We start from the raw sequence: 26,152 nt of genomic DNA, 5'->3' as shown, positions 1-26,152 counted from the left end.
GCGAAGTTGATGGAAAGCCAGCCAGGGAAATTTCTCACCTATTTTACAGAGCGAAATCGTTCTTTCCCTCGTCTCATAAACGAGCAACCCGAAACTGGTCCGCAAGATGACCGAAGTGGGTGCCCCATTCGCCTATCCCCATTTGCGCAGCACCGACATGTTCCAACCCACTCAGCCGCTCCTTGGAGTCGTCGGCACACTTATGCGTTCTGGTTCTCTTTTTCGGGCTGCTGCGCGAGCGGCACTGGTCCTTGGTTCTCTCTCACTTGCGCGCGCGAGCGGGCTGGCGCAGATGGTTGGCCCGTCCACTCCCGGCGCGATCTCGGGCACGGTCGCCGATCCCACGAGCGCGGTGATCCCCAATGCGAGTATCCATGTAGAGCATGCCGGTGATCCGGCCGTGACTGCCTTCTCGGACGGCCTTGGACACTTCCGCGTCAGTGGGCTCGCCCCCGGTGTTTACGATGTGACGGCGCAAGCGCCGGGGTTTCAGATCGGAAGCGCGCACGATGTTCGTGTGAGCGCGGGGTCGACCGCGCAGATCACGCTGACGCTGGCAATCGCGACCGAGCAGCAGCAGGTGGAGGTCAACGCCGATGCGCTCGACACAAGTCCTGACAAAAACGGTGGCGCGATTGTGATGAAGGGCGAAGATCTGCGCTCGCTCTCGGATGACCCGGACGAACTCTCCCAGCAGCTACAAGCCATTGCGGGCGGTGACCCCGATACCGGCGGAACCCAGTTTTATGTGGATGGCTTCTCCGCGGGCAAGCTTCCGCCCAAGTCATCCATCCGGGAGATTCACATCAACCAGAATCCGTTCTCGGCGCAGTACGACTCGCTGGGTTGGGGACGCATCGAGATTCTCACCAAGCCAGGAACGGACAACCTGCACGGCGATTACTGGATGCAGGGCAACAACTCGCCGTGGAATGCGCCCAATCCATTTGTGGAATCGCAGCCGCCTTATTACTCGTATCAATTCGACGGAGATGTGAACGGACCGATCAAGAAGGTGGCTTCATGGTTTCTAAGCGTCTATGGGCACAACGGCATCAATTCGTCGGTGATCAATGCTGAGACTCTCGATCCCGCGTTCAACCCGGTTCTTTATACCGCGGCGATCAACAGCCCGTCGGGCGCGCTGAACCTGTCGCCGCGCTACGACATGCAGTGGGGCAAGGTGCAGACGCTGAGCCTGCGATATCAATACAACCGCAACACCACCGACGCAGCGGGGGTGGGGCAGTTTGCGCTCGAATCGCAGGCGTATGACACGCATAACGTGCAGCAGCTTATCCAGTTCTCTGATTCGCAGGCCTACAATCCGCACCTGCTGAATGAGACACGTTTCCAGTACACGCGCGAACGCGATACGCTGACGCCACACTCCAAAGATCCGACGATTGCCGTGCAGGGGGCGTTTACCGGTGGCGGCAGCAACTCAGGTTTGAACCACGATAATCAGGACCACTATGAGTTCCAGGATCTGCTGCGTATCAACAAGGGCGCGCACGACGTGACGTTTGGCGGCCGGCTGCGCATCGGGCGCGACGCCAACTACTCGACCGGCAATTTCAACGGGCAGTACACGTTTGCATCGCTCACGGCTTACCAGATCACGGAGAAGGGACGGGCGAACGGCATGACTGGGGCGGAGATCCGCGCTGCCGGCGGGGGGGCAGCCCTGTTCAGCCAGACTGCGGGGAATCCGAGCGTGACCGTCACCACGCTCGACCTGGGTATCTTCGCAGAGGACAATTGGAAGGCGAATAAGGACCTGACGCTCAGCTACGGGATGCGCTACGAGACGCAGACCAACATCAATGATCATGCCGATTTCGGGCCGCGGCTGGGCCTAGCCTGGTCGATCCCAGGCGCGAACGGCAAGCCGCCGAGGGCCGTCATTCGCGGTGGAGCAGGCATATTCTACGAGCGCTTCGACTCGAATGCCATCTTGCAGGCGCGGCGGCAGAACGGCATCACGAATCGCGAGATAGTGATCAGCAATCCAGATTTCTATCCCAACACCTGCACCAGCGATCCGGCGGATTGCGCCGCCGTTCGGCAGAAGGCGCCGACCATCTACCAGATCAATCCAGGCCTACGGTCTCCTTACTCGATCACTACGAACTTGGGCGTCGACAAGCCAATCGGCAAGTACGTTTCGGTCTCCGCAAACTACCAGATCACGCGCGGGAACTACCAGTTCATGACGCGCAATATCAACGCACCGCTGCCGGGGACCTACAATCCTGACGATCCAACCAGCGGCACTCGCCCGCTGGGGACCGACCAAAATATCTATGAGTACAACTCGCAGGGCGAGTGGTTTGGGCAGCGACTAAATATCAATGGGAACTTGCACACCAAGCACAGCGGGATCTTCGGCTTCTATCGCATCGGCAAGATCGAGGCCAATACGGACGGGCTCAACACGTTCCCTTCGAACCAGTACGATCCTCACCAGGATTACGGCCGCGCTTCGTGGGATGTGCGCAACCGTGCATTTATTGGCGGCTATACGCGACTGCCGTGGCACTTCTCGGTCAATCCGTTTCTGATGATCCGGTCGAGCCAGCCATTCAACATCACGCTGGGCGAAGATATCAACGGAGACACGCAATTCAACGACCGCCCCACATTTGCTACCGACCTCAGCCGCTCCAGCGTGGTTCACACCAAGTGGGGCACTTTCGACACCGACCCGCAGCCGGGTCAGAAGATCATCCCGATCAACTACGGGACGGGGCCGGGCGTGTTCATCGCCAACCTGCGCCTCAGCCGCACTTTCAACTTCGGGCCCGCGCTGCCTGAACCGCCGGCGCCGCCCGGAGCCGCGGCAGCTGCCACGAAGGATGGCAAGCCAGCTGCGCCTGCTACTCCGTCGCCGTCGACCGCGAAAAAGGAAATCGAGCGCAAGTACACGTTTGGCCTTGGCGTGTCGGCGCAGAACATTCTGAACCACCCCAACTATGCGCCTCCTGTCGGGGTTCTCGGGTCTTCGCTCTTTGGCACGTCCACGGCTCTCGCGAATATGTGGGGGAACTCCTCCGCGAACCGATCCATCAACGTGGAGACGTTCTTCCGCTTCTGATCTACGCGCTCTCATTCCTGACTTCACACAATGTTCTTCTTGTCTTCAGGTCTACTTAAGCCTGTTCTGTATTTCTCGATAATTCATGCCCTGATAACCGGCCATTCAAGAGTTGTTGATTGCCTCCCACCCAAACTGAAGCGATAGCCAAAATCTGTTGCACTTCGGGAGGCAGGCCATGTACCCGTTCTTTCGCGTTCGCTTTGCGGGTTTTCTGCTCCTCGTGTTATTAGCGGGGAATGTCGTTTACAGCCAAAATCAAAAAGCAACTCTGGCTGGCTTCGTGAAAGATTCGACGGGCGCTCTTTTGCAGGGCGCGCGGATCACGCTGGAGCCCGCCGTTCAGCCTCAGGTCAGCAATGCGCAGGGCGCATTCGTCTTTTCCAATCTTGAGCCCGGGAAATATAAAGTCACTGTCTCTTACGTCGGATTCACCTCTTATACGAGCGATGTCGATCTCACCGCCGGGCAGAACGCGCAGATCAACGCGGTGCTGAGTGTCGCCTCGGCAAACGACCAGGTGCTCGTGGTGGCGGATCGCCCGCTGGGCGAAGCGGAGGCTCTGAACCGCACGCTAGCTGCGGAGAATATCCTGCAAGTGCTCCCCGCCGAGGTCATCACTTCGCTGCCCAACGCCAACATTGCCGATGCGCTGGGCCGCATGCCCTCCGTCACAATTGAGCGCGATGAGGGCGAAGGCAAGTATGTTCAGATCCGCGGCACTGAGCCGCGCCTCAGCAATACCATGGTCGATGGCGTGACGGTGCCGTCGCCGGAATCCGGCGTTCGCCAGATCAAGCTCGACACGATCGCTTCCGACCTGGTCGAGTCCGTCGAAATCAACAAAACGCTGCAGGCGAACATCGATGCCGACGGCATCGGCGGATCAGTGAACCTGGTCACCAAGACTGCGTCCGATACGCCGACGGTCGCGCTCTATGGACTGGGCGGATACACGCCCATCATGGGAGGCCGGACCGTGAACCAGGCCGGCGGCACGGTTGGCAAGCGTTTCGGCGCGACCCACAAGTTCGGCGCGCTGATGGGTGGGACTTACGATTTCAATGGCCGCGGCATCAACGACATTGAGCCCGATCCGCAGCCCAATCCCGACGGTACGCTGAGCCCTTATTACGACACGATGGATCTCCGCGATTACGTGTATAACCGCACTCGCTGGGGGCTCACAGGCAGTGCTGATTACAAGCTGAACGATGGCTCTGATATCAGCGTGCGCGGTCTCTTCTCCACTTTCCGCAACTGGGGCAACAAGTGGAGCTATACACTCAACGACCACGACAACCCCCAGTACAGCCAGGACTGGCGTCGTCCGAACATGGCCGTGGGCAGCCTCTCGGTACAGGGCAAGCACACGATCAACGCCAATACTTTCCAATGGAACTTCGCGGTAGGGCGTTCGCGGTCACTGAGCGGCAGCGGCAGCGCCAAATACAAGTGGATCGGCGACGATCTCAGCGATTCCTGCTACAACGATCAGTCGGTGGCTGCCAGCGTCTATCGCCCAGGCTGGAGCGCCGGTTGCTTCGGCTCCGGAACGGCGAACTCGGAAGATCGCGACAACTACAAGCTGAAGAGCTGGGCGCCCCCTACCTTTGGCCAGAGTGTGCAGCTCAACCTCCAGGCATCAGGCGATTATGCCCGCATCTACCACATCGGCACACACTACGGGACATTGGAGTTGGGCGGCAAGATCCGCAACGCGCACAAGTTCGACGACACGTACGACGAGACCTTCACCCCGAAGACCACAATGAACGTTGTAGACCATCCCGAGTGGTACTCGAACTTCAAGGACCCCGATTACTACGACAAGACCTACCACATCGGGACAGTCACTGATTACTCGAAGGTGCGCGCCTATGTCGATGCCAATCAGACGCAGTTCAACATGTCAGGCGGCCCGGGCGTCAACGTCAATAACTATGACCTCATCGAGCGCATCCCGGCCGGCTACTTGATGAACACCATCGAGCTTCATAACCGCGTCCGCCTGGTTGCAGGCGTGCGCTTTGAAGCCACGCACGTGAGCACGCTGAGCTTCGATCAGAACGCTCCAACACCGCCCACGACTCTAACGGTCAAGGCAGGCGGCGATTATCTCGACGTGCTTCCCAGCGCGTCTCTGCGCTTCGCGATCGATAAGGACTCGGACCTGCGGCTCGTTTATGGGCGCGGCCTCGCGCGGCCGGATCCGCAGGACATTACCGCTGCCGCGAGCCAGATCGATATCTCCACCACCCCGGCGACTGTCGGTATCGGTAACCCCAACTTGAAGGCTGAGCACGCCAACAACTACGACCTGCTCTATGAACGGTTCCTCAGCCACGTGGGTTTGATCCAGGCCGGCTACTTCTACAAGCAGCTTTCCGATCCGATTGTGACGCTGCAGACGCTGACCAAAAACTATCCAGGTAATCCCGGCGCGTACACCCTGGTGTCGCAGCCGTCCAACGCCGGCAGCGCGCACGTGCAGGGGATCGAACTGGCTTATCAGCAACGCCTGTCTTACCTGCCCAGCGTCCTGGGTGGGCTGGGGCTTTCCGCCAATTACAGCTACACCACGTCAAAGGCAGAGGATGTCGATCCGCTCCGTACCGATTCACCGGCCCTGCTGCGCCAGGCGCCGAACGCCTGGAATATCAGCCCGACCTACGACACGAAGAAGTTCTCAATGCGTGTGGGCATGACCTATGACGATCGGATGATCTACGCCTACCAGTATGAGGACCTGCAATACGTCACGGATGACAACGGCAATCCGGTCATTGTGGACGGCAAGCAGGAAACGGCGCCCAATCCGCAGCCCGGCGGGACCAAGGGACCGCATGGCGATAACTACCTCTATCCGCACTATCAGTTCGACACGCAGGCTAGCTATCGCATGCCGTGGGGATTTGAGGTTTACGGTTATGGCCTCAATCTGAACAATGAGGTCTTCGGCTTCTATTACGGCAGCGGACAGTATGTCGTTCAGCGCGAGTACTATCACCCCTCCTTTGCGGGCGGCGTCCGCTGGAACCTGGTTCACGAGAGGTAGGGTGACTCAGTGTTTCATTGCTCCGGTGGGCCCGCTGTGGCCCACCGGATTTTTTTGCGTCGCGATGTGGCGTCAGGCCCCGGTGGTTAGCACTACCCGGAACCGTGCCTTGCCGCTCATCATCCGCTCGTAGCCTTCTGCGGCCTTCTCCAGCGGATATGTCTCGGTCATCGGCTTGATTCCGCTCAGGGCGCTGAAATTCAGCGTGTCCTCGGAGTCCATTCCGGTTCCTGAGGGCCATCCGACGATTGAACGCCGGCCTAGGATGAGAGGGATCGCGTTCACCGCCCACTCCTTCTCCGGCACTCCATTGATGATGATTTTGCCGCCGTTGGCCAAGCCGCCGATTGCGGACGCGAGCGCATCGGCATTGGTCACCGTCGAAAGGATCACTGTGGCACCGCCGAGCTTCTGCAGTTCAGCTGCGGGGTCTTGTTTCGTGCTGTCGATGTAGAGGTGCGCTCCGAGCTGTTTGGCAAGCGGCGCCTTGTCCTCACCGCGCGCAATTGCCACCGTGCGATAGCCGCTCTTTGCCGCGTACTGCACGGCCAGGTGCCCGAGACCGCCGATACCGAGGATTGCCACCGTATCGCCGGGCCGTGCGCCCGAGTTCCGCAGGCTGTTGAAGGTCGTGATCCCGGCGCAGAGCAGCGGGGCCGCGTCCACATCCTGCAATTCCTCAGGAATGAAAGCGAGCGCATTCGCCGGGGCAATCACATAGTCGGCATATCCGCCGTCGAAGCTGATTCCCGAAACCTGGCCGTTCGCGCAGAGGATAAAGTCGCCGCGCCGGCATGCCTCGCAGTAATTGCAGTGGCCGCCGTGCCACCCTAGGCCAACCCGCTGCCCCACCTTGAACAGAGGCACATCCGACGCGACGGCATCCAGAACCCCAGCCACCTCGTGGCCCGGCACGCGGGGGTACTGAAGTCCGGGCCAGAGACCCTCTTTAGTAAGCGAATCGCTATGACAAACTCCGCACGCCTGGACGCGGATCCGAACGTGTCCCGACGGGGGATCGGGAAATTCACGTTCTACCAGCCTGAACTCTCCACCAGCTGCAGGTACTTCAACTGCACGACCTCTGACTGAAGCCATTTGTACTCTCCTTGCGCACTTGGATGGACGGAACGGCGGCTGGATGCATGAAAGTACGCATAACGAGGCAGGCGTCAAGTCCGTCCAAGAGCATGGAAGTGGACTAGACTGGCATCCGGCAGGAAAGTCGTCGGGAGGCACCCATGAAACGCGCTCTCTGTTTATTGCTGCTGCTGTCCTGCATTGCCGCTGCCGCGAAGGACAAAAAGAAGATTCTGCTGCCGGACGATGTGCTTCAGGCCGAGACGGTGCTGGTGGTCATCGATCCAGATGCGGGAATGGCTTTGGATGCTCCCACCGCGAACCGCAATGCGCAAGAAGCCGTGGAGAAGGCGCTGATGAACTGGGGTCGTTTCCGTCTGGCCACTGACGTCTCGACCGCTGACCTGGTCGTGGTGGTTCGCAAAGGGAACGGGAAGATGGCTCAGCCCACGATCGGTGGGCTGCCCACGAGCAATCGGCCAGTGATCATCGAGCCTACGGGCTCCGGAGGCCGCGTGGGTGGCAGTGCGGGAACTCCGCCCTTGTCCGGCGATCCCACCGGCCCGCGCACTCCCAGCCCGGCGCCGCAGGTGGAGGTGGGTGAGTCGCAGGACACGTTCGCGGTATATCGCGGAAAGCGGGACGATGCGCTCGACGCTCCTCCGGTCTGGCGCTACATCGCGAAGGACGGCCTCCGGTCACCAGATGTGCCGGCTTTTTATGCCTTCCGCAAGCTGGTGGTGGAGTCGGAGAAGCAGCGAGCGGCCAGCCAGCATCCTTAAACCGCGCGGGATCTCTGCCGGCGCCTTTATATACTCGAAATAGAATGAGCGCGTTTCTGCCTGTAGACGAACAACTTGACCTGCTTCAAAAGGGCGCGGCTGAGATTATCCGCGTCTCCGATTTGCGTGAGCGCCTGGAAGAGAGCCGCAAGACGGGGCGTCCCCTGCGTATCAAGGCCGGCTTTGACCCGACGGCTCCCGATCTTCACCTCGGCCACACCGTTCTAATGCGCAAGCTGCGGCACTTTCAGCAGCTCGGGCACCAGGTCATCTTTCTCATTGGAGACTTCACTTCGCTGATCGGCGATCCTACGGGGCGCAACGTTACCCGCAAGCCCCTTACCCGCGAACAGATTGACCGGAACGCCCAGACCTACAAGCAGCAAGTCTTCAAGATTTTGGACGAGCAGCTCACGGAAGTTCGTTACAACTCCGAGTGGCTTGGCAGGCTCGGCTATGAGGACACGATCCGCCTCACGGCGCACTTCACCGTGTCGCAGATGCTGGAGCGGGATGAGTTCCACCGGCGCTTCCAGAATGAGCAGCCCATCAGCTTGCACGAGATGCTTTACCCCGTGATGCAGGGTTATGACTCCGTGATGCTGGAGTGTGATGTGGAGCTGGGCGGCACGGATCAGAAATTCAATCTGATGTGTGGACGCGAGCTGCAACGCCACTACGACCAGAAGCCACAGATCGTGCTAATGACGCCGATCCTTGAAGGCTTGGGCGGCGGCGAGAAGATGTCGAAGTCGCTGGGTAATGCCGTAGGCATCAACGAGCCGCCGTCGGAGATGTACGGCAAGCTCATGTCGATTTCGGACGACCTGATGTGGAAGTACTGGGTCTTCCTCACGGATCTCAAGCAGTCGGAAATTGACGACCTGCAGGCCGATGTTGCTGCGGGCAAGCTGCATCCGATGGAAGTGAAGAAGCGCCTGGCACGGACCATCACGGCGGGGTTTCACGGCGAGGATGCCGCCCGAAGCGCCGATGAGAATTGGGCGCGGATGTTCCAGCAGAAGGGCGAATCGGAAGATCTCGAGGAAGTGGACATTGCGTTTGCGGATGTCACCGCTGCGAACGAAGCTGGTGCGCTCCACGTGCGCGTGCCTAAGCTGATTGTCGCGCTAGGACTGGCGGCTAGCGCTTCCGAGGCCAACCGCAAGGTCGCGGAGAAGGCGGTCAAGGTCAATGGCGAGGTCGTCACGTCGAACCTGCTTACTCTCGACAATATGCCCGCACGCCTGACGGTGCGCCTGGGCAAGCGCGCGAAAGTCGCGATCATCGGCAATGTGGGTGAAGGCGTCTGAACTTTTCCTCCACTCCAAAGAAAAGCCCGCGGCGATTGCTCGCCGCGGGCTTTTCGCTTCCGGAGCCTCAGAACTCGTAGCGCAGGCTGAACTGCATCTGTCGATCCGAAGCGTAGGTCTGGCCCTTGCCCGTCACCTTGCCGAATGTGCTGCTTTTCGGATTTGTGTTGGGGTTGTCGAGGTTGGGGTGATTGATGAAGTTGAACGCCTCAGCTTTGAAAAGCAGCCGATTCGTCTCCCTCGAGGGAATGATTCGAAACGCCTTCTGCATGGCGACGTTCCAGCTCTGGAACCCCGGCCCGTACACCTGGTTACGGCTTTGCCGCGGGGCAAATGTTCCCGGCGAGGGCTGCTGGAAGACGCTTGAGTCGAACCACTTGTCAGCGGTCGTGTTATTCGGCGAGCTGCCCTTGAGAAGGCGTACCGGCCCGTTATGCGGCCATAACTGGTTGCCTGATCCGGGTCCCACTCCAGCGAAATCGTCGCCAGTTGATACATTCAACGGATTGCCGCTCTGGAATTGCGTGGTGCCTGACATCTGCCATCTTCCAAAGACATTCCGCATAAGCCAGTTAGACGAATCGTCTGCGAACCGGATATCCCACACATAGTTGATCACCAACATGTGCCGCGTGTCGTAGTCACTCGGGCCCCAGAACTCCATCGGGTCATAGTGATTGGGGATGTTCGTGCCGGCGTCCGAAGCAGAATCGAGGCTCTTGGACCACGTGTAGGCCACCCCGAAGGTCAGTCCACGGTTTACGCGATGAGTGAGATTCGCCTGCAGACCGTGATAGATCGACCTGCCCATATTCGTCTCCTGCTGAATTACCGAGAAGCCCTGGTATGGGCGCAATGTATCGGGCTTGTTAACCTTGTTCGCCGTCAACGTGCCGGGCAGTAACTGGTTGATGTTTTCCAGATGCTGTTGGTGAAGGCCGCGGCGTCCCACATAACCCAAAGTGAAGACGCCCACGCGGTCGAACTCGTGCTCCACCGCAGCGGTCCACGAGTAGGCCTCTGGTGACGGGAAGTGATAGGCGTAGGAGGTCATGTTGATGGGATAGTTATTCGAGCCATTGCCACCGGGTGTATCTACGGCGCCGTAGCTCACTGTCGCTGAAGGCTGGAACGGCGGGTTTCCTCCCAGGTGAACGTTGTCGCTCACACCCAAGCGGTCAAAGTAGCGCCCACCGCCGACACGCACCACAGTCTTGGGGCTCACTGACCAAGCCACACCCACTCGAGGTTGAATATTCGTCCAAACGGTGGGATTGTAGCCTTTATCGAACCCGTGGAAGAGGCTGTCGTACTGGCCGTTGAGGATGTTGTCGGGGACGTGACCCTTCGCCTCGCTCGGGAACTTGTCTCCGGGAATGACGATGCCATCGTACAGGTTGGTGCCACTTACAAAGCCGGTGACGGGATCGACGGTCGGCGCTGTTTTGGGATCGTAAGTGGAGGGAGAGAAGACCGACAGGTTGCCCCACTTGGCATAGTAGGGTTGCATGATGCTGTGCCGGATTCCGTACTCGATGACCAGGTTGGGCCGCGCGTGCCACGTGTCCTGAATGAAGTACTCGTACATGTTGCTCAGGAACACCGTGTACGAGCGGATGCCAATTTCGCCATAGGTGTCAAACAGACCCAACGCGGTATTGGCCACTGCAGCAGTTGATGTGGGGCGCGGTTGTGCAGCGGTCGATCCCCGCGTGTCAGTGAAGGTGAAGAAGCCGTTCTGGTTGTTGGTTGCGCCAGGAGTAGTGGAGCTCACATTGATCTGGTCGAAGTCATTCTGGCTCTCACGTTCGTACAGAACCCCTGCTTTCAACGTGTGCCGCCCGATGATCTTAGTAAGGCTGTCGGCAAAGTCCCAGATCACACCACCGGAGTGTGAAGGATAAGGACCGCCGTCGAGCGTGTCGAAGTTGGCAATCTGAATAGTGGGAATCTTGTTCTGTATTTCCTTGTCGCTCTGCGCGAACAGGAAGGGGTAGTTGATTCCGTACTTGGTGCGGTCATAGAGGCCGCTGCTGGTGTCGATCCCAATCCTGACGTGATCCGCGCTTCCTGATACGTAAGCTTCATTGACCATCGTCGGACTGATGGTCCACGTGTAGTGAAGTACTCCAACCTGATTGGGGCGATGCCAGACCTGCGGCGTGCGGTTGAAGTTGCCGTAATGGGGAGAAACGCTGTCGTAGTTATAGTTCAGCAGCGAGAATCGGATGTGGTGGTTATCCTTTGGAGCGTAGTCGAGCACAAGCGTGTCCTTGCGCTGGTCCTCGGGATAGGTCGCCGCATCGACCCAGTCATAGGTGGGATTCGCTGCGTTAGGCATGGGATAGGCGTTCAGCAGTGCCAGTCCGTTGGCGCTCAGCTGGTCGGGAGGGATGATGTTTCCATCGTATTTCACACCCGTGTAGGGATTAACGATCTGGACTGACTTTCCGTAGTAGTTGTGGATGTTTCCCGGATCGAGCAGCTCGCTGAAATTGCCCTGCCGCATCAACCCCGTCGGTACCTTTCTCTGTACCGTATCCACGTGGCGGTAGCGAATCCATTCCTGCCCGGCCAGGAAGAAGAGCTTCCTCTTGTCGCTATTGAAGTGAACGCCCGGAATCCACACCGGACCATTCAGATTCCAGCCGAACTGATTGAAACGAAATGCGGGAGGATGTCCAAAGATGTTGGGGTCGGTCGTGGACTTGCGGCTCCAGGTGTTGGCATTGAAGAACGAGTTGCGCAAGTACTCGAACACGGCGCCGTGGAAGTCGCTTGTACCGCTCTTGGGCACGATACGAATTATGCCGCCGGAAGCGCGGCCATATTCGGCCGGGAAGGCAGCCGTGAGTACTTGCATCTCCGACGTGGAGTCTGTGTCGGCAACTCCAATGCTCGTCCCGTTTCCTCGGCTGCGCACCATCGGGGCGCCGTCGAAGGTCATGCCGTTTTCGCGGTTGTTGGAGCCGTTAATGTTGATCCCGTTATCGAGCCCGAAGTTGAAGTTCGATATTGAAGACCCGCGGCGCACACCTGGCTCGAGCTGCGCGAGATACATGGGATTGCGGCCGTTGAGCTGAATGTTCTTGACCTGTTCCTCGGTCACGAGCTGCCCGACGGCTGCCGTCTGCGTCTGGATCACATTGGCGTCCGCGATTACGTTCACGGTGGTCTCGGAGCTTCCCACCTGAAGAACGCAGTCCACCTGGAGGCCGATGCTGGGCTGCAGACGATTGTGCGTCTGGTGGAAACTCTTGAAATCTTTCGCTTCTACGCTGACGGTATAACTTCCCGGAGGGAGGTTGGTTACGGTATACGCTCCCGAGTCGCCGGAGATGGTCGTGCGTGTCTGATTGGTGGCTTCGTTCGTTACGGTAATGGTCGCGTGCGGCACAACCGCTCCGGACGCATCAGTGACAGTGCCCGATATAGCGGCGTTGTCAGATTGAGCGTGAAGCGGAATCAGTGAAGCAAACACAGTTAGAAGGAGCGCGAGCAGCAAAATTCCACGGTGCGGCATCCCTATCACCTCGCAAAAAAGTTGTGGATCTTCAGTTTTTCGATGAACGTTTGAGTCTCCAACAGAATCTGGGGTGGAAACGTTTCCTTCGTTCAACACATCAGGTGCCCTGAGCTGGGCAATCACTTTCAGTGACGCAAGAATGAGTTAGCGGGACGTAATCAACGTTCTAGGTCTCGTTGTAGAATCCCTTAACTCGCGTGTGCGACGTACCCGGCAGCGCCGTCACCGACGCAGCGGCCATCGACCGACTTTTCTACAATCAAAGCCAGGCAGCTTGGGGAAGAGAGCAGTTTGCGCAGCGCGCACAGAATTGTGCGCGCTGCTGGTTCGCGTATAGAGTGCCGGCTTTGCCATCCGCCGGCTGAGGGTTCAGTTTTCAGCGAGGTCGTTCATGCGGCGCAGGGAAAGGATGCGTGATCGCTCACCACTGCCGCTCGCTCGCCGGGGGAATGCGACGTGCGCACTTTCAGCAGAACGTTGCAAAACTAACAGTCTGGACTACAACTCGTCAATCTGACTGCGGCCTCCAACCTAAGGCGTATCTCATGAGTACCTAGGTGATCCAATGAGTCGTGTGTGACTCACAGGAGTGCCGGCCTCAGCAAATCACTTTGCCGAGTCACCAAGGCGCTCTGTGGTGAGTCGTTTCGAAGATTCAAGGTCGAAGCTATTCCTTGGCGCTCACCAGTGAGAACATGGCTCCTTGGGGATCCTGGCCGTTGATGATCCAACTGCCGCCCGGCACCTGCATCGGTCCATTCAACACCTGCCCGCCACCCGCTTTGACGCGCTCGATCGCGGCGCCGATCGAATCGACATTGAAGTAAAAGTTCCAGCAAGATACCGGAATGTGCGGCGGCCTGGTCATTATCCCGCCGGAACCCATGGGGTTGTTGTCGCCCTCGTCGAACAGGCGGTACGTACCCATTTCGCCCATGTCCATATCGCTGACTTTCGTCCAGCCAAACATCTGCTGGTAAAAGTCGAAACCGGCATCCACATCGGTCGTGTAGAGCTCATGCCAGCCAATGGTTCCCGGGGTGGGGGGCGCGGGGCGCTCCGGCGTTGGCATGCTGGGATTCGGAGTGAAGAGGACGATTCCGGCTCCCTGCGGATCGGACATTACGGCGAATCGGAGCATACCGGGGACTTCTGTTGCCGGCTTCCAAAGCTTGCCACCGGCCTCAACGACCCTTTCGATGTGCGCGTCCAGGTCCGGAACGTTGATGTAGCCGATCCAGCCGGTGTGGCCCGCAAGATTCAACATGCCTGCGATGCCAGAGCTTCCGATGTTGAAGGTGGTGTACTCGCCGCCGGCGCCGCCGGGCATTGCGTGGGTGCTCCAGCCGACCAAATCCGCGTAAAACTTGCCGGCCGCTTTTGTGTCGCTGGTCATTAGCTCGTACCAGCCGAATTTGCCTTTGGGTGAGAACATTGCGAAAGCCCCTCCTGTTTGAAGCGTGCGCTGCTGCGGCAGTCGTCCGTGGCGACATCGACACGTTGATATCAACTAGATCGAGCGGATGTCAACCGCTCCCCTGTTAAATTCGGCTCTTATCGATAGATTGCGTGGCCTCAGGCCGGATAGCCACCAGTGATGTAGCCTTCGAGCGCCTCAATAGCCTGCTTCTGGCCGCTGATGATCCACTTCACCATGTCTCCAATGGAGACCATGCCGATGACTTTGTCCCTCTCGATCACCGGGAGATGGCGGAAGTGGCGCTCGGTCATGAGGTTCATGCAGTCATCGACGGTATGCTCCGGGGTCACGTACATGACGGGGCTGGTCATGATGTCGCTGACCAGGGTTTCTTTCGACATGTGCCCGCGCAGGATGCCCTTACGCGCGTAGTCACGCTCTGAGAAGATGCCCACCAGCCGGCCTTCGGAGCACACGATCAGGCAGCCCACGTCGTACTCCGCCATGGTCTGCAGTGCCTCGAAGACGGTCTGCTCCGGAGCCAGCGCCAGTACCTTGTTGAAGCTTTTGCCCTTGAGCACTTTGTCAATCGTGTCGGTGATTTGCATCCAGCCTCCTTGATTTACAGCCCCGCAAAGACGCCGGCACCTTCTGTCCCGCGGAAAAAGCGGCCTATATGGGAATGCAGTGTAGCGCGATTGTCACAGAATTGTCGCTAGGGGAGACGGAAATTTGCCCTGGTCCGATCCGGTTCTCTCGCGAGGGGCCAACCCTTGACATCCCAACGGTTCTGGATTCTTATGAGAGCACTCCTCCCGGGGCGCGCGAGCCGTACTCTCTAGATCCGCCGCCTATACGCTCCTGAAGCTCGATTGTGCCCTGTGCCCGTCGCAGAGGACCGCGCGTCCTCCGGGCCCGCCACCATCACACGACAGGAGAGCGTTATGCCCACCACAAAAAGGGATTGCACGCCGGTCGTTAATACCGGCAGATCCGGAGTCTCCACCCTGATGTACGACCTCACAGAAACCGGTCGTGAGCCCGACAGCTATCCCGGGCCATCACTCGAGAATTGGGAAGACCACCCTGCGCTCAAGACGGCTTTTGACTGCCTGAACATCTACGCCTACTGGGTCTCGCAAAGAGTTATTCCGATTGCGTTCCAATGGATATCGGAACACGAGGATGAAATCCTCGAGGGGTTCACCGAAGCCCAAAGGGCGGATGTCGGCGTAGTGATCGAGGCTGCGTTCGAACTGATCCGTAACGATCCCCGATACAACGCCAAATACCTGAAGGGGCTCGACAACGCGAAGTTCATTGCAGCACAGAAGGAGCAGAACATCTTCGATCCCACGAGGTACAACCCCGCCTGGACCATGGTCTCTAGAGGAATTGAGGATCACGTGAAGACCGCATTTACGACGGACCTGAAAGAAATGATCAAAGACGTCGTTCTCGAACCAGAGGTTCCGCCGGTCGATGCGCCTGTAGCGTGAACAAACCCGCCTGTGCCTACCCGAACAAGGCAGGTTCCTCGGTCCTCTCCAGTTCTTGCGCCGGCGTGGCTCTCAGGGGTTCGTCGGCGCATGACTTGGCGATCATGACGACCGTGATGTCATCGTTCTGGCCGAATTGGGCGGCAGCGTCAGCCGCCTGCGTTGCGGTCGGTCTACCTGCAAAGAGCTTTTCCAGACGTTCAAAGCCGTACAATTCACCGGTGCGGTTTCGGGCTTCGAGCAAGCCGTCGGTGTACAGCGTGCACACCTGCCCTGGCCGGAGCTCAAAGTGGATCTCCTGATATTCGGCGTCGGCCAGGATGCCCAGCGGCAGCGCCCCTGGCACCTCCAGTTCCCGATCGTCGAGGTAGGGGCCCGGATGCCCCGCGCTCGACGCTGTGCAGCTCCCATCCCGGGTAACGCGAAGTGCAAGGCAAGTTGCGAATCCTCCGTGCAGGCGGCCGCTGATGCACTGGTTTACGCGGCTCAACAGCTCTGCGGGACCGCAAGCGGGGTAATCCACGGCCCGAATGGCACCCACCAGGAAAGATACCGACATGGCAGCGGCCAGGCCATGGCCGCTGACGTCGCCTATAACGACTGTGATCGACTCGTCTAAATCTTGCGTAGCAATCACCTGGAAGAAATCGCCGCCCACCTCCTGCGCGGGCCGGTATGCGCTGGTCATCCGCAATCCCGGGGTATCGAGAGGCGTATCCGGTACCAGCACGCGTTGCAGTTCATGCGCATTGCGCAGCTCATGATCCACCATGACCTCGTGCCGGCGATGCTCGAGGAAACTCGCGAATACGGCGTACACAATGCAGAGGAACAGCAGGGCATGGACCAGACTCATCGGTGAAACGGGGCTGCCTCCAAGCGTGAGGAATGGCCCATCGATCAATTCTCTGAAAGTCCAGTGGGTGAAACGTTGTCCCTGCGCCGCCGCGTCGCGCACCACGGTCATCATCTCTACGAGGAGCGCCGCTACGGCAACCAGCAGGCTTGGTCCGTCCATCCGCCGATGGCGGACTATCGCAGCGGCTATCAGCACGATGGGGAAGAGCTGCGTAAGCGTGTTGACGACGGTAATCAGCGCGTCTCCCGCCTGGGCCGCGCGTAACACTTCCGGACGCCACGCCAGCGCCACCAAAACACCATCCAGCGCGTTGATTGTCAGGGCAAGCGCTGCGAGCGAGCGTGTTACATGTACCAGCTTTGCCTCGCCATGCAGGTTCATTAGCCAGAGCAGGAGGAACCACAGCGAGATATCGCGCAGGCACTCGATTGGCTGCGCTGCGGCCATGGCCACGGTGTAGGGGATTCCGAGCCGGAGGTTCAGCAACGGCAGGGTTAGCACCGTAGGCAACGTGAAACCGGCCATCCAGAAAAGGACCCACTGCTCGCGATTGCGTACCCACGCCATCAGGCTCAGCAGCGCCACGAGTGCATACAGGAGGCTTTTCGCCAGATGGAGCTCGCTGCGCCGCAGCCACTCGTAATTTAGGGCGTCACGCGCATTCGAGACCGCGCGCAGTGTTCCAACGAGAGGCGGGGCAGCAAATCCTCCCCGTTGTCCGGCATCCTCGTCGGAAAGCGGGGGCGCATTCCACACCCTGATGGCGACCACGCCGCTATTTGCATGTTGCAGCAGAAAGACATGCGGTGCCTGGTCGTGATACCAGACCGGATCGGGCGGCAAGCTCCCGCATCGGCCCACGAGAGTACCGTTCCAATAGACTTCGTAAGCTTGCCGGATCTCAGGCAGCAGCAGGGCGTAAGGAGTGCCGTCGTGCGGAGCCGCTCCCAGCTCGATCCGCTTTCGGTACCAGGCAAATCCGTGGTACGCCGCAAAGCCCTGCGGACCCCAGGGCCTGTCGGCATCCAACTCCGCCCATCCGGAGTCATCAAAGGCCGGGTCGGCCCACACCGCGTCGTCACCCGTGTGGAATTGCCAACGTTGGTTGACGACAACGGCTTCCGAGCCGATCACCGAAACCGCAGAGGGGTCGCGGATGCCGTGATCCTGGGCGGGTGCGAGTACCGTCCCAAGCCACATTGCCACCCACGCCCATTGCATCCGGCGTGGAGTGAGGTGAAACATGTACGCCAGCATACGCCGGAGTTCACGTGCGGGGACGCAGAAATCAGCGCCCTGTGAGGCCCATCACATTCGCGCCTCTTAGGCCTCGAAATCCAGCTCTACCGGATCGATTAGAGGGACCAGCCAATCGAGGAGCGCCATGTGCGCCGGATGGGTGAAATAAGCGTCGAAGGCCTCTTTGCTGGTGAAGGTCATCAGTCCGCAGAATTCGTATCCCTGTGCTCGCTCTGACAGGTTTCGGCCGACGTTTACCGCTGCCAGTCCGGCGATCACGTTGCGGAATGCGAGGATCTCCTTCCGCGCCCGGGCCTTGTCTTCGTCTGTCGCCGCCGGTTTCCACCTGAACCCGAAGATGTGGATGAACATACGCCTAGCTTACCTTTACTTCAGCCTGGCTGGAGAGAGCGAACTCGCGGGCGGATTCCAGCAGGCGGGCTACTGTCTGCTTCGACGTCGACTCAGTGTAGATCCGCAGCAGCGGTTCGGTTCCGCTCGCGCGCAGCAGTATCCAGGTCTCGGCCGCGTTCGGCTTGGTCTTGGCCTCCGGGTTGTCGAGGAAGAACTTGATGCCATCCTTTGTCTCCTGGCGGAGGATAGTCATTCCGTCAAAGGCAACGTCGCCGGCATGGAGCCCTTTGGCGCGCGCGAGGGCCGCCAGCTTGATCTCGTTGGGGATGTGCAGGTCGATGCGGCCGTAGTGGTGCTCGCCGTACTCCTGCTGCAGATCGTCAACGAGCTGACCGAGCGTCTTGTGCTCTTCGGCCATGACGTTAGCGAGAAGCAAAGCATTGAGGAGGCCGTCGCGCTCCGGCAGGTGCCGCTGGAAACCGATGCCGCCGGCTTCCTCGCCGCCCATTAGTATTTCGCGCTCCAGCATCAGGTCGCACACGTACTTGAAGCCGATGCCGTGTTCGATCAGCTCGCGGCCGTATTTCGCGGCGATGCGATCGAGCATCTTGGTGGTGTTGACGGCTCGGGTGACTGCTCCCGGCCAGCCCTTGCGGCGAAGAACCCAGCTCAGCAGGATCGCAAAGATCTTGTGCGGGTCGACGAAGTTGCCGTGCTCGTCGACTGCACCGATGCGGTCGGCGTCACCATCGGTGCATAGGCCAGAATGGCAGCCGTGGGCTACGACGGCCTCGCCGAGGGCGCGGATGTTCGGCTCGATGGGCTCGGGGTTGATGCCCGGAAAGAGGGGATCGGCATTGGCGCGGATCAGCACGTGCTCGACGCCGATGCGCGTGAAGATGTCGGACAGGATCGTTCCGCCGGTTCCGTACATCGAGTCGATGCCGAACTTCATGCCTGACTTCGCAATGAGGTCGAGATCGACGAAGCGCTCGAGGGCGGCGATGTAGTCGGGCAGGAAGTCGAACTCCCGGACCGGCGCGGGCTGGGCGGCGCGCGGAGCAGCCTGGCCGAGGTAGCTCTCGATCTCCGTCATAATGGATGGCTTGCCGGCGCCCCCGTAGGAGGCTTTGTACTTGACGCCGTTCCACTGGGGCGGATTGTGCGACGAGGTGATCATGATGCCGCCGGCTGCGCCCTGCTGACGCACTCCGAAGCTCAGGGCCGGAGTGGGCGTAAAGGCGTTCGCCATCAGTACGGGAATGCCACTGGCTGCGGCGACCTCGGCGCAGGCGCGCGCAAAGGCTTTCGAGCCGTAGCGCGTGTCGTAGCCGATGCAGATGCCTTTGCTGGGATCTTCTTTGGCGTGGATGTAGGTGGCGATGGCTTCGGCTGCGGTGCGGACATTGGCGAAGGTGAAGTCGTCTGCGATGATGCCGCGCCAGCCGTCTGTGCCGAACTTGATCTGGGGGTGAGGCATGGGGGGTCGTGCTCCTCAAGAGACCAGTGTAAAGCTGGACGTTGGGCGTTGTGAGCCAGGCCCTGCGAGCAGTGCGTTGTCTGCGGCTTGTTTACCGCATTGTTACCTCATGACTCAAACCGATCGCCGCGATCTTCGCCTAAGACTCGCCTTTCATTCGCGATAGGGGCGAAAACAGGGTCAGCGCATTTATGGGATTAATTCATTTATTATGAACGATTTATGCGGCAAATAAAATATGCATGTATATACAGTATTTGATTTTAACTGTTATTTTTCTAGTTACTATCGGCTGAGCTCTTATCGAGCTACGGAGTGGGCAAACACTACTCCACATGCTCCGATGTTAGGAAAGCTGGCCTGACGTGTAAGTGATGGCGGTCACTTACGTTGAGGCGGTTTGAGGCGCGCCGGGCGGGATTTCTTTGGCGGGATGTAGTGGAAGCGGACCAGGTAGATCTTCTCGCCGGGACCGTGCTTGGCGACCTTCAGGAGATCGATGACGCCGAGGAATCCGGATGCGCGGGCAAGTTCCGGTGTGATGTCGGGCAGGCCGATTGGCTCGATTGAATCGATCTCGATCTCGCCTTCTTCCATCTTGTAGCGATTACCGACCTTGACGCGGGGGCTCTGCCAGATGCGCACACTGACGGTGATGCGACCATCACGGACGCCGTCGCGCAATCGTTTGGTGAAGAGCATGTCGCAACCTTTATTTACGCTGAACGGGGCTTTGATCGAGCGTCAGCGATCAGAAAATCCCACCAAGGCCAAAACAGGCTGGTGAAAACTAGCTTGTTTTGGGTGAAAGGGCGCCGAACAGCGCCCTTCAGGGGCTAAAGCCCCAGGTCAACCAAGGGGAGCGCCATGCGGGCTGCCTGAAGGCAGCCCCTGATACGAAGCACCTGTCTTCGAAGTTTTGAAGGCGTGCCCTCATACAAGCTTCGGGATAGTAGGTGACACGGTATCCGCAACAAGTGGTTAGATCAGATCGGTACGGCCGCTCAGGCCGAGTTCCTTCACGATTTTGCCTACGTCCTGCGAGTGGTCGCGGCGAGCGATCAGTAGAGCATCCTCGGTATCCACAATCACCAGATCTTCGACGCCGACCAAGGCAACGAACTTCTTGGGGCTGTAGACGTAGTTGTTCGCGGCTTCGAGTGCGGTGTGACCCTCGGTTTCGGCGACGTTGCCGTCGCCATCGCCGCGGAGGCGCGTCTCCATCTGGTACTCGTAGAGGGAGGCCCATGAGCCCAGGTCGTTCCAACTGAACTCGGCGGGCAGGCAGTAGAGGTTCGACAAGTGCTCGCCCTTGGCCGAGCGCGGCTCCAGGATCGCGTAGTCAACTGAGATGTTCTCGCACTTGGGGTAGAGTTCGCGGAATACCTGATCGAATTGGGGCGTCCCGTATGCCGCCGCAATCTTTTCGAGCAGCGGAGCGGTTTCGGGCAGGTGCTCGCGGACGGCGTTGGCCAGGGTGCGCGCCGACCAGATGAACATGCCCGAGTTCCAGTAGTAGTTGCCGGCCGCGACGAACTCCTGGGCGCGGTTGAGATTTGGCTTCTCGGTAAAGCGGCGAACGTGCAGCGCGGAGTCGTCCTTGGCGAAATCGCCGGTTTCGATGTATCCGTAGCCGGTTTCAGGGCGGGTGGGCTCGATGCCAAGCACCACCATGTTGTCGCCCGCCGCGGCGAGCTGAATGCCCTTCTGCAACGCTTTCAGGAACCGCGGCTCGTCGGCGATCACGTGATCGGACGGGAATACACCCAGCACCGCATCGGGATTTTCACGCTCGACCAGGAATGCAGCAAGTCCGCAGGCCGGGGCGGTGTTGCGAGCGACGGGCTCCTGGATGATTTGGCTGGAGGGTACGCCCTTCAACTGGTCAGCAATCTCCTGCGCCAAAAACTCATTCGTAATGACCCAGGTGTGATTCGGTCCGCTGAGAGGCTTGAGGCGCTCAACCGTTTGCTGAATCATGGAGCGCTCGCCATCGAGTGCCAGAACCTGCTTGGCGCGGGCGCGGCGCGAGCGCGGCCAGAAGCGGGTGCCGCTGCCGCCGGCAAGGATCACAGGGAGAAAATCAATGCTCTTCGACATGAGAGACACATCCTACTGGACGACCGTAGTCAAGGTATAGTGCTGCGCTCACAGCGGACCCGATACACCGCACCGTAATACCGCTGGACGCAGCAATCTTGTGATCCGCTGACCGGAATTTCTCTAAGTGGCAAGATCAGGCCAAACGTTTGAGAAATTCTCCCATGCGGCGCGTACCCTCGTCGATGTTCTGACGAGTGACGGGGTAGGAAAGACGAATGTGGTGGGCGGTTCCGAAGGCTTCGCCCGGGACCGTGACCACATGCGCTTCATGCAACAGTTTGGTCGCGAGTTGAGTAGCCGTCTGAATTCCGCCCTTTCCGAGGAAGGTCGAGATATTCGGATATACGTAGAAGGCGCCCTCGGGCTTGGTGCAGGTGACGCCGGGAATCTCGGCAAGCTTCTTGAGCATGTAGTCGCGGAGTTCTTTGAACTCGGCGCGGAACTCGGTGACGCACTCCTGCGATCCGGCCAGCGCGGCGATGGACGCCTTCTGCACGATGCTGGTGGCATTGGAAGTCTGCTGGGACTGGAGCTTGGAGAGATTGGCAATGATCGACTTGGGAGCGAGGGCGTATCCGCCGCGCCAGCCGGTCATGGCGTAGGTCTTGGAGAGGGAGCCGAGCACAACCATGTGCTCCTTGGCCCAGGTGAAGGAGCCGGCGGAGACGGGCGTTCCCTCGTAATTCAGGTACACGTAGCACTCATCGAGCAGAAGGTAGATGCCGCGCTCGTGGGCGAGGCGGACGATCCGCTCGAGATCCTCGGCCGATACGACCGAGCCGGCCGGGTTCGACGGCGAATTCAGGATGATGGCCTTGGTGCGGGGGGTGATGGCCTTCTCGATAGCGTCGGCCGTAATGCGGAAGTTCTCCGCTTCCTGGGTCTCGAGGTAGACGACGGTGCCGCCCGCGTATTGAATGATGTCTTTGAAGCTGACCCAGTAGGGGACAGGCAGGATGACTTCGTCGCCGTGATCCACAAGGATCTGGATGGCGTTGAACAGGGCGTGCTTTTCGCCGACAGTGAAGATGGCCTCGTCGATGGAGTAGTCCGAACCGAAGTCGCAGGCATGGCGGTCCACGATGGCCTTGCGCACGTCGGGGATGCCGGGGACCACGGTGTAGCGAGTGAAGTTGGCCTCGATGGCAGCGATTGCCGCGTCCTTAATATGGCGAGGGGTGGGGAAATGCGGCTCACCTGCGCCGAAATCGACCAGGTTCGCGCCCCCGGCGCGGAGCTTGGCGGCCTCGGCGGCCACGGCCATGGTAGCGGACACTTCAATCCGGCCAATGCGGTCGGCAAACACCTTGGAGGGAGCGGCTACTGTCGTCATACCAACATTTTTACAGATTTTCCCCGCTGGACAAAGCCGTCGCTGCCTTTCGTGCCATATCGAATCGGGTGCTCCACCGTCGCGACTGCTTTGTCTCTGCCGGCAGGCTGCCGTCGTCGGATCACGTTCGCTTCGCATGAGCCTGTATGAAGAATCTAGGGCGCCAACGGGAACTCGAGGTGTGTACTGGTCGAAACTTACGGCCTCGGCCGTTGTTCACTCACGTATACATAGCGGCCGAGATTTCGCGGCCATGTCCTTCATTGCATAGGGTTTCATTTGTGCAGGTGAATGGACCCACGATTGCGTCTCGGTCGTGTACTGAAAGGATTAGGCGCGCGACGCCGGTCAAGGCCAATGGTCTCCACAACGGGAGCAGACGATTCCTGCGTTACCGAGCTGTCCTCCATAAAGACGCAAACTTCCCTGGGCCGAAAGATCGGGGCAGCCTGCATCGTCGCCGCCGGCTTCCTCCTCGTAGCCATTGCGGGATTCAACAGTTTCACTGACGAGGTCGCCTCAAATCGAGATTTTATTCAGTACTGGGCCGCGGCCCGACAACTCGTGCACCACAAAAACCCCTATGATGCAGGAGCGATCCTCCGGCTGGAACAGGGGGCCGGGATGCGTGGCTCAACCCCTCATTTCAGCTTCAGTCCTCCGGTGGGCCTGGCGCTCACCACCCCACTGGAACAGTTCCGTCCCGGTCGCGCCTTCCTGCTCTGGACTATGCTGGGATTGGGCTCCCTTGCCCTCAGTGCCTGGCTTCTCTGGGGCCTCTTTAACCGCCCGGACAACCGTCTCCACCTGCTACTCTTCGCCTTTGCCCCCGTGCTCGAGTGCGCATACTACGGCCAACTCGGAATCTTCCTGCTTCTCTCCCTCACGCTTTTCCTGGTCTGGCATCGCAGGTACTCGATCCTCGCCGGAGCAAGCCTACTTCCCTTCATCTTCAAACCTCACCTGATTCTGCCGCTTGCGGTGATCCTCATCCTCTGGTCCGCACGAGAGCGCACCTGGCGTGTTTTTGTTGGATTTTCGATCGCCGTCATCGCATGTTCAGCTCTCTCTTTGCATTACGGTCCGCAGGCATGGGCACAGTACACGCAATCGATGTCGACGAATCCTGACCTTGTCAACGGCTTTATTCCCACGCTCAGTGTTCTGCTTCAATCTGCCATGGCACCCTCGGTGCGATGGATCGCATTCATCCCCGAAGCCGCTGCTTGCGCCTGGGCCGCCTGGTACTACTGGACACATCGCGCCGGCTGGAACTGGGTGGAGAATGGCCTCCTTGTGCTGCTGGTTGCGTTTGTTTGCGCACCCTACGCGTGGTTCATGGACGAGTCAGTCCTGTTTCCCGCGGTTCTACTAGGTATGTATGCGGCTCGAAAGACTTCGCGCCCGCTGCTACCTGTCTTTGCCGCAGGCGCCATCGCTGCGACCGAGGTGCTTGCGGGTATTCCGGCGAACCGCTGGTATTTTCTGTGGACTCCCCTCGCCTGGCTCGCTTGGTATCTGTATGCCACCCGCTGGCCTGCGGCCGGGACGGTAGGTTCCGCAAGTTAAATCTTTGGCCATTCTGGCGATAAAGAGAGCAAGAAGGATACACGCACCGGTCGCTCTGGTGGAGTAAACTCGCAAATCACTTGTGACGCTGGCCGGCTTGATGCATTCCAGCCCCCGAGTTCACTTGCCCTCCATGGCTTTGCACCTAGGCGAGAATGGCACCGCAGGCGCAGTTGGCCCACCGCAGGTGGTGCTAGAATTCGTACGAACTGCACTCCAGGAGTCTTGCTTGCTCCCCCGACTGGGAAGCAGACTGAGAGTGCGCTTTTAGAAGGAGAACCACCCGCATGGCCATTGCCGACGATCGCGCCAAAGCCGTTGAATTAGCCCTGAGTCAGATTGAAAAGCAGTTTGGAAAGGGCTCCATTGTCCGCCTCGGATCGCGCGAGGCACTCATCCCGATCTCGGTGATTTCCACGGGCTCTATCAGCTTCGACGCAGCACTGGGCGTGGGCGGCGTGCCGCGCGGCCGCGTCATTGAGATTTATGGCCCTGAGTCCTCGGGCAAAACCACCATCACGCTGCAGATTATTGCCGAGGCCCAGCGCCTGGGCGGCCTGGCTGCATTCGTCGACGCTGAACACGCTCTCGACCCCAGCTATGCCAAGAAGCTCGGCGTAGATGTCGATAACCTGCTGGTTTCGCAGCCTGATAGCGGCGAGCAGGCCCTGGAAATCACCGAGGCTCTGGTCCGCTCGGGCGCTATCGACGTGCTGGTGGTCGATTCGGTCGCCGCGCTTGTGCCGAAGGCCGAACTGGACGGCGAAATGGGCGATAGCCACGTGGGTCTCCAGGCCCGCCTCATGTCGCAGGCGCTGCGCAAACTTACCGGCACGGTCTCGAAGTCCCGCACCTCGCTGATCTTCATCAACCAGATCCGCGAGAAGATCGGCGTGATGTTCGGGAACCCGGAAACGACCACCGGCGGCCGCGCCCTCAAGTTCTACTCCTCGGTGCGTATCGATATCCGCCGGATCGCCGCCATCAAGGAGGGCGACCAGGTAACGGGCAACCGCACCAAGGTCAAGATTGTGAAGAACAAGGTAGCTGCGCCGTTCCGCGAGGCTGAGTTCGACATTCTCTATGGTGAAGGCATCAGCCGCGAGGGAGACGTGCTCGACCTGGCTGTGGCGAACAATATCGTGGAGAAGTCCGGCGCCTGGTACAGCTACGGCGGCGAGCGCATCGGCCAGGGCCGCGAGAATACCCGCACCTTCCTCAAAGACAATAAGGATGTGTTCGCAAGGATGGACGGGGAGCTGCGCAAGAAGCTGAACATTGGAACGGCGGCGAAGGCCGAGGTGCCAGAAGCACCCGTGGGGGGCGCTGCGGAGGCCAAGGAGGCTGTCCGCGGCCGGCGCGGATAACGGCACTCTCCAGCTCTGAACAGAACGGCTGCCGGAAGGTGGCCGTTTTGTTTGTTGTTACAAGCAGTTATCA

The 26,152-nt window shown here is 59.5% G+C and carries 17 protein-coding genes; 7 read left to right on the top strand and 10 right to left on the bottom strand.

Annotated elements, in window-relative coordinates; all coding sequences use genetic code 11:
* The first annotated feature begins 106 nt into the window (after positions 1 to 106).
* Positions 107 to 3,097: a TonB-dependent receptor gene (locus MOP44_RS07095; protein ID WP_260795289.1), complete on the top strand. Its 2,991-nt coding sequence runs from the start codon at positions 107 to 109 to the stop codon at positions 3,095 to 3,097.
* Between the two features lie 178 nt (positions 3,098 to 3,275).
* On the top strand, positions 3,276 to 6,155 hold the full coding sequence (locus MOP44_RS07090) for a TonB-dependent receptor (protein WP_260795288.1): 2,880 nt from the start codon (positions 3,276 to 3,278) through the stop codon (positions 6,153 to 6,155).
* Positions 6,156 to 6,227: 72 nt separating this feature from the next.
* On the opposite strand, the gene MOP44_RS07085 is transcribed toward MOP44_RS07090, so the two are convergent.
* Positions 6,228 to 7,253: an alcohol dehydrogenase gene (locus MOP44_RS07085; RefSeq protein WP_260795287.1), complete on the bottom strand. Its 1,026-nt coding sequence runs from the start codon at positions 7,251 to 7,253 to the stop codon at positions 6,228 to 6,230.
* 143 nt (positions 7,254 to 7,396) lie between these two features.
* Here MOP44_RS07085 and MOP44_RS07080 point away from each other — a divergent pair, with 143 nt between their 5' ends.
* Together MOP44_RS07080 and tyrS are read left to right on the top strand one after the other, a co-directional pair.
* Positions 7,397 to 8,017, top strand: a complete 621-nt coding sequence (locus MOP44_RS07080) for a hypothetical protein (protein ID WP_260795286.1) — start codon at positions 7,397 to 7,399, stop codon at positions 8,015 to 8,017.
* A gap of 44 nt (positions 8,018 to 8,061) precedes the next feature.
* On the top strand, positions 8,062 to 9,330 hold the full coding sequence (gene tyrS / locus MOP44_RS07075) for a tyrosine--tRNA ligase (RefSeq protein WP_260795285.1): 1,269 nt from the start codon (positions 8,062 to 8,064) through the stop codon (positions 9,328 to 9,330).
* Positions 9,331 to 9,397: 67 nt separating this feature from the next.
* Here the strand turns inward: tyrS and MOP44_RS07070 are convergent, their stop codons facing one another.
* The 3 genes from MOP44_RS07070 to MOP44_RS07060 all read right to left on the bottom strand — a co-directional run bounded on the left by MOP44_RS07070 (position 9,398) and on the right by MOP44_RS07060 (position 14,884).
* On the bottom strand, positions 9,398 to 12,853 hold the full coding sequence (locus MOP44_RS07070) for a Plug and carboxypeptidase regulatory-like domain-containing protein (RefSeq protein ID WP_260795284.1): 3,456 nt from the start codon (positions 12,851 to 12,853) through the stop codon (positions 9,398 to 9,400).
* A gap of 670 nt (positions 12,854 to 13,523) precedes the next feature.
* Positions 13,524 to 14,291, bottom strand: coding sequence for a VOC family protein (locus MOP44_RS07065; protein ID WP_260795283.1), 768 nt, complete (start codon positions 14,289 to 14,291; stop codon positions 13,524 to 13,526).
* Between the two features lie 140 nt (positions 14,292 to 14,431).
* Entirely contained in the window at positions 14,432 to 14,884 is a 453-nt protein-coding gene (locus MOP44_RS07060; RefSeq protein ID WP_260795282.1) for a CBS domain-containing protein, read from the bottom strand.
* A gap of 336 nt (positions 14,885 to 15,220) precedes the next feature.
* Between MOP44_RS07060 and MOP44_RS07055 the strand changes: the two genes are divergently transcribed.
* Positions 15,221 to 15,775 (top strand): hypothetical protein, encoded by a 555-nt coding sequence (locus MOP44_RS07055; RefSeq protein WP_260795281.1) that lies wholly within the window; start codon positions 15,221 to 15,223, stop codon positions 15,773 to 15,775.
* A gap of 16 nt (positions 15,776 to 15,791) precedes the next feature.
* On the opposite strand, the gene MOP44_RS07050 is transcribed toward MOP44_RS07055, so the two are convergent.
* The 6 genes from MOP44_RS07050 to MOP44_RS07025 all read right to left on the bottom strand — a co-directional run bounded on the left by MOP44_RS07050 (position 15,792) and on the right by MOP44_RS07025 (position 23,143).
* Entirely contained in the window at positions 15,792 to 17,879 is a 2,088-nt protein-coding gene (locus tag MOP44_RS07050; RefSeq protein WP_260795280.1) for a PP2C family protein-serine/threonine phosphatase, read from the bottom strand.
* Positions 17,880 to 17,957: 78 nt separating this feature from the next.
* The gene (locus tag MOP44_RS07045) at positions 17,958 to 18,245 is read right to left on the bottom strand and encodes a Dabb family protein (protein WP_260795279.1); all 288 of its coding nucleotides are present in this window, start codon (positions 18,243 to 18,245) and stop codon (positions 17,958 to 17,960) included.
* A gap of 4 nt (positions 18,246 to 18,249) precedes the next feature.
* Positions 18,250 to 19,707 carry a phosphoglucomutase/phosphomannomutase family protein gene (locus tag MOP44_RS07040; RefSeq protein WP_260795278.1) on the bottom strand — a complete coding sequence of 486 codons (1,458 nt, stop codon included), beginning with the start codon at positions 19,705 to 19,707 and terminating at the stop codon, positions 18,250 to 18,252.
* 381 nt (positions 19,708 to 20,088) lie between these two features.
* Complete coding sequence (locus MOP44_RS07035; RefSeq protein ID WP_260795277.1) at positions 20,089 to 20,409, bottom strand: ASCH domain-containing protein; 321 nt, start codon at positions 20,407 to 20,409, stop codon at positions 20,089 to 20,091.
* 279 nt (positions 20,410 to 20,688) lie between these two features.
* Positions 20,689 to 21,807, bottom strand: coding sequence for a mannose-1-phosphate guanylyltransferase (locus MOP44_RS07030; RefSeq protein ID WP_260795276.1), 1,119 nt, complete (start codon positions 21,805 to 21,807; stop codon positions 20,689 to 20,691).
* Positions 21,808 to 21,943: 136 nt separating this feature from the next.
* Entirely contained in the window at positions 21,944 to 23,143 is a 1,200-nt protein-coding gene (locus MOP44_RS07025) for a pyridoxal phosphate-dependent aminotransferase (protein ID WP_260795275.1), read from the bottom strand.
* Between the two features lie 624 nt (positions 23,144 to 23,767).
* Here MOP44_RS07025 and MOP44_RS07020 point away from each other — a divergent pair.
* Together MOP44_RS07020 and recA are read left to right on the top strand one after the other, a co-directional pair.
* Entirely contained in the window at positions 23,768 to 24,712 is a 945-nt protein-coding gene (locus tag MOP44_RS07020; RefSeq protein WP_260795274.1) for a glycosyltransferase family 87 protein, read from the top strand.
* 293 nt (positions 24,713 to 25,005) lie between these two features.
* Positions 25,006 to 26,079: a recombinase RecA gene (gene recA / locus MOP44_RS07015; RefSeq protein ID WP_313901070.1), complete on the top strand. Its 1,074-nt coding sequence runs from the start codon at positions 25,006 to 25,008 to the stop codon at positions 26,077 to 26,079.
* Positions 26,080 to 26,152 lie beyond the last annotated feature (73 nt).

It is taken from the genome of Occallatibacter riparius (genome assembly GCF_025264625.1).
Classification (GTDB): Bacteria; Acidobacteriota; Terriglobia; order Terriglobales; family Acidobacteriaceae; genus Telmatobacter; species Telmatobacter riparius.
Note: the sequence above shows the minus strand (reverse complement) of the source record. Positions and strands in the feature narration are given on the sequence as shown.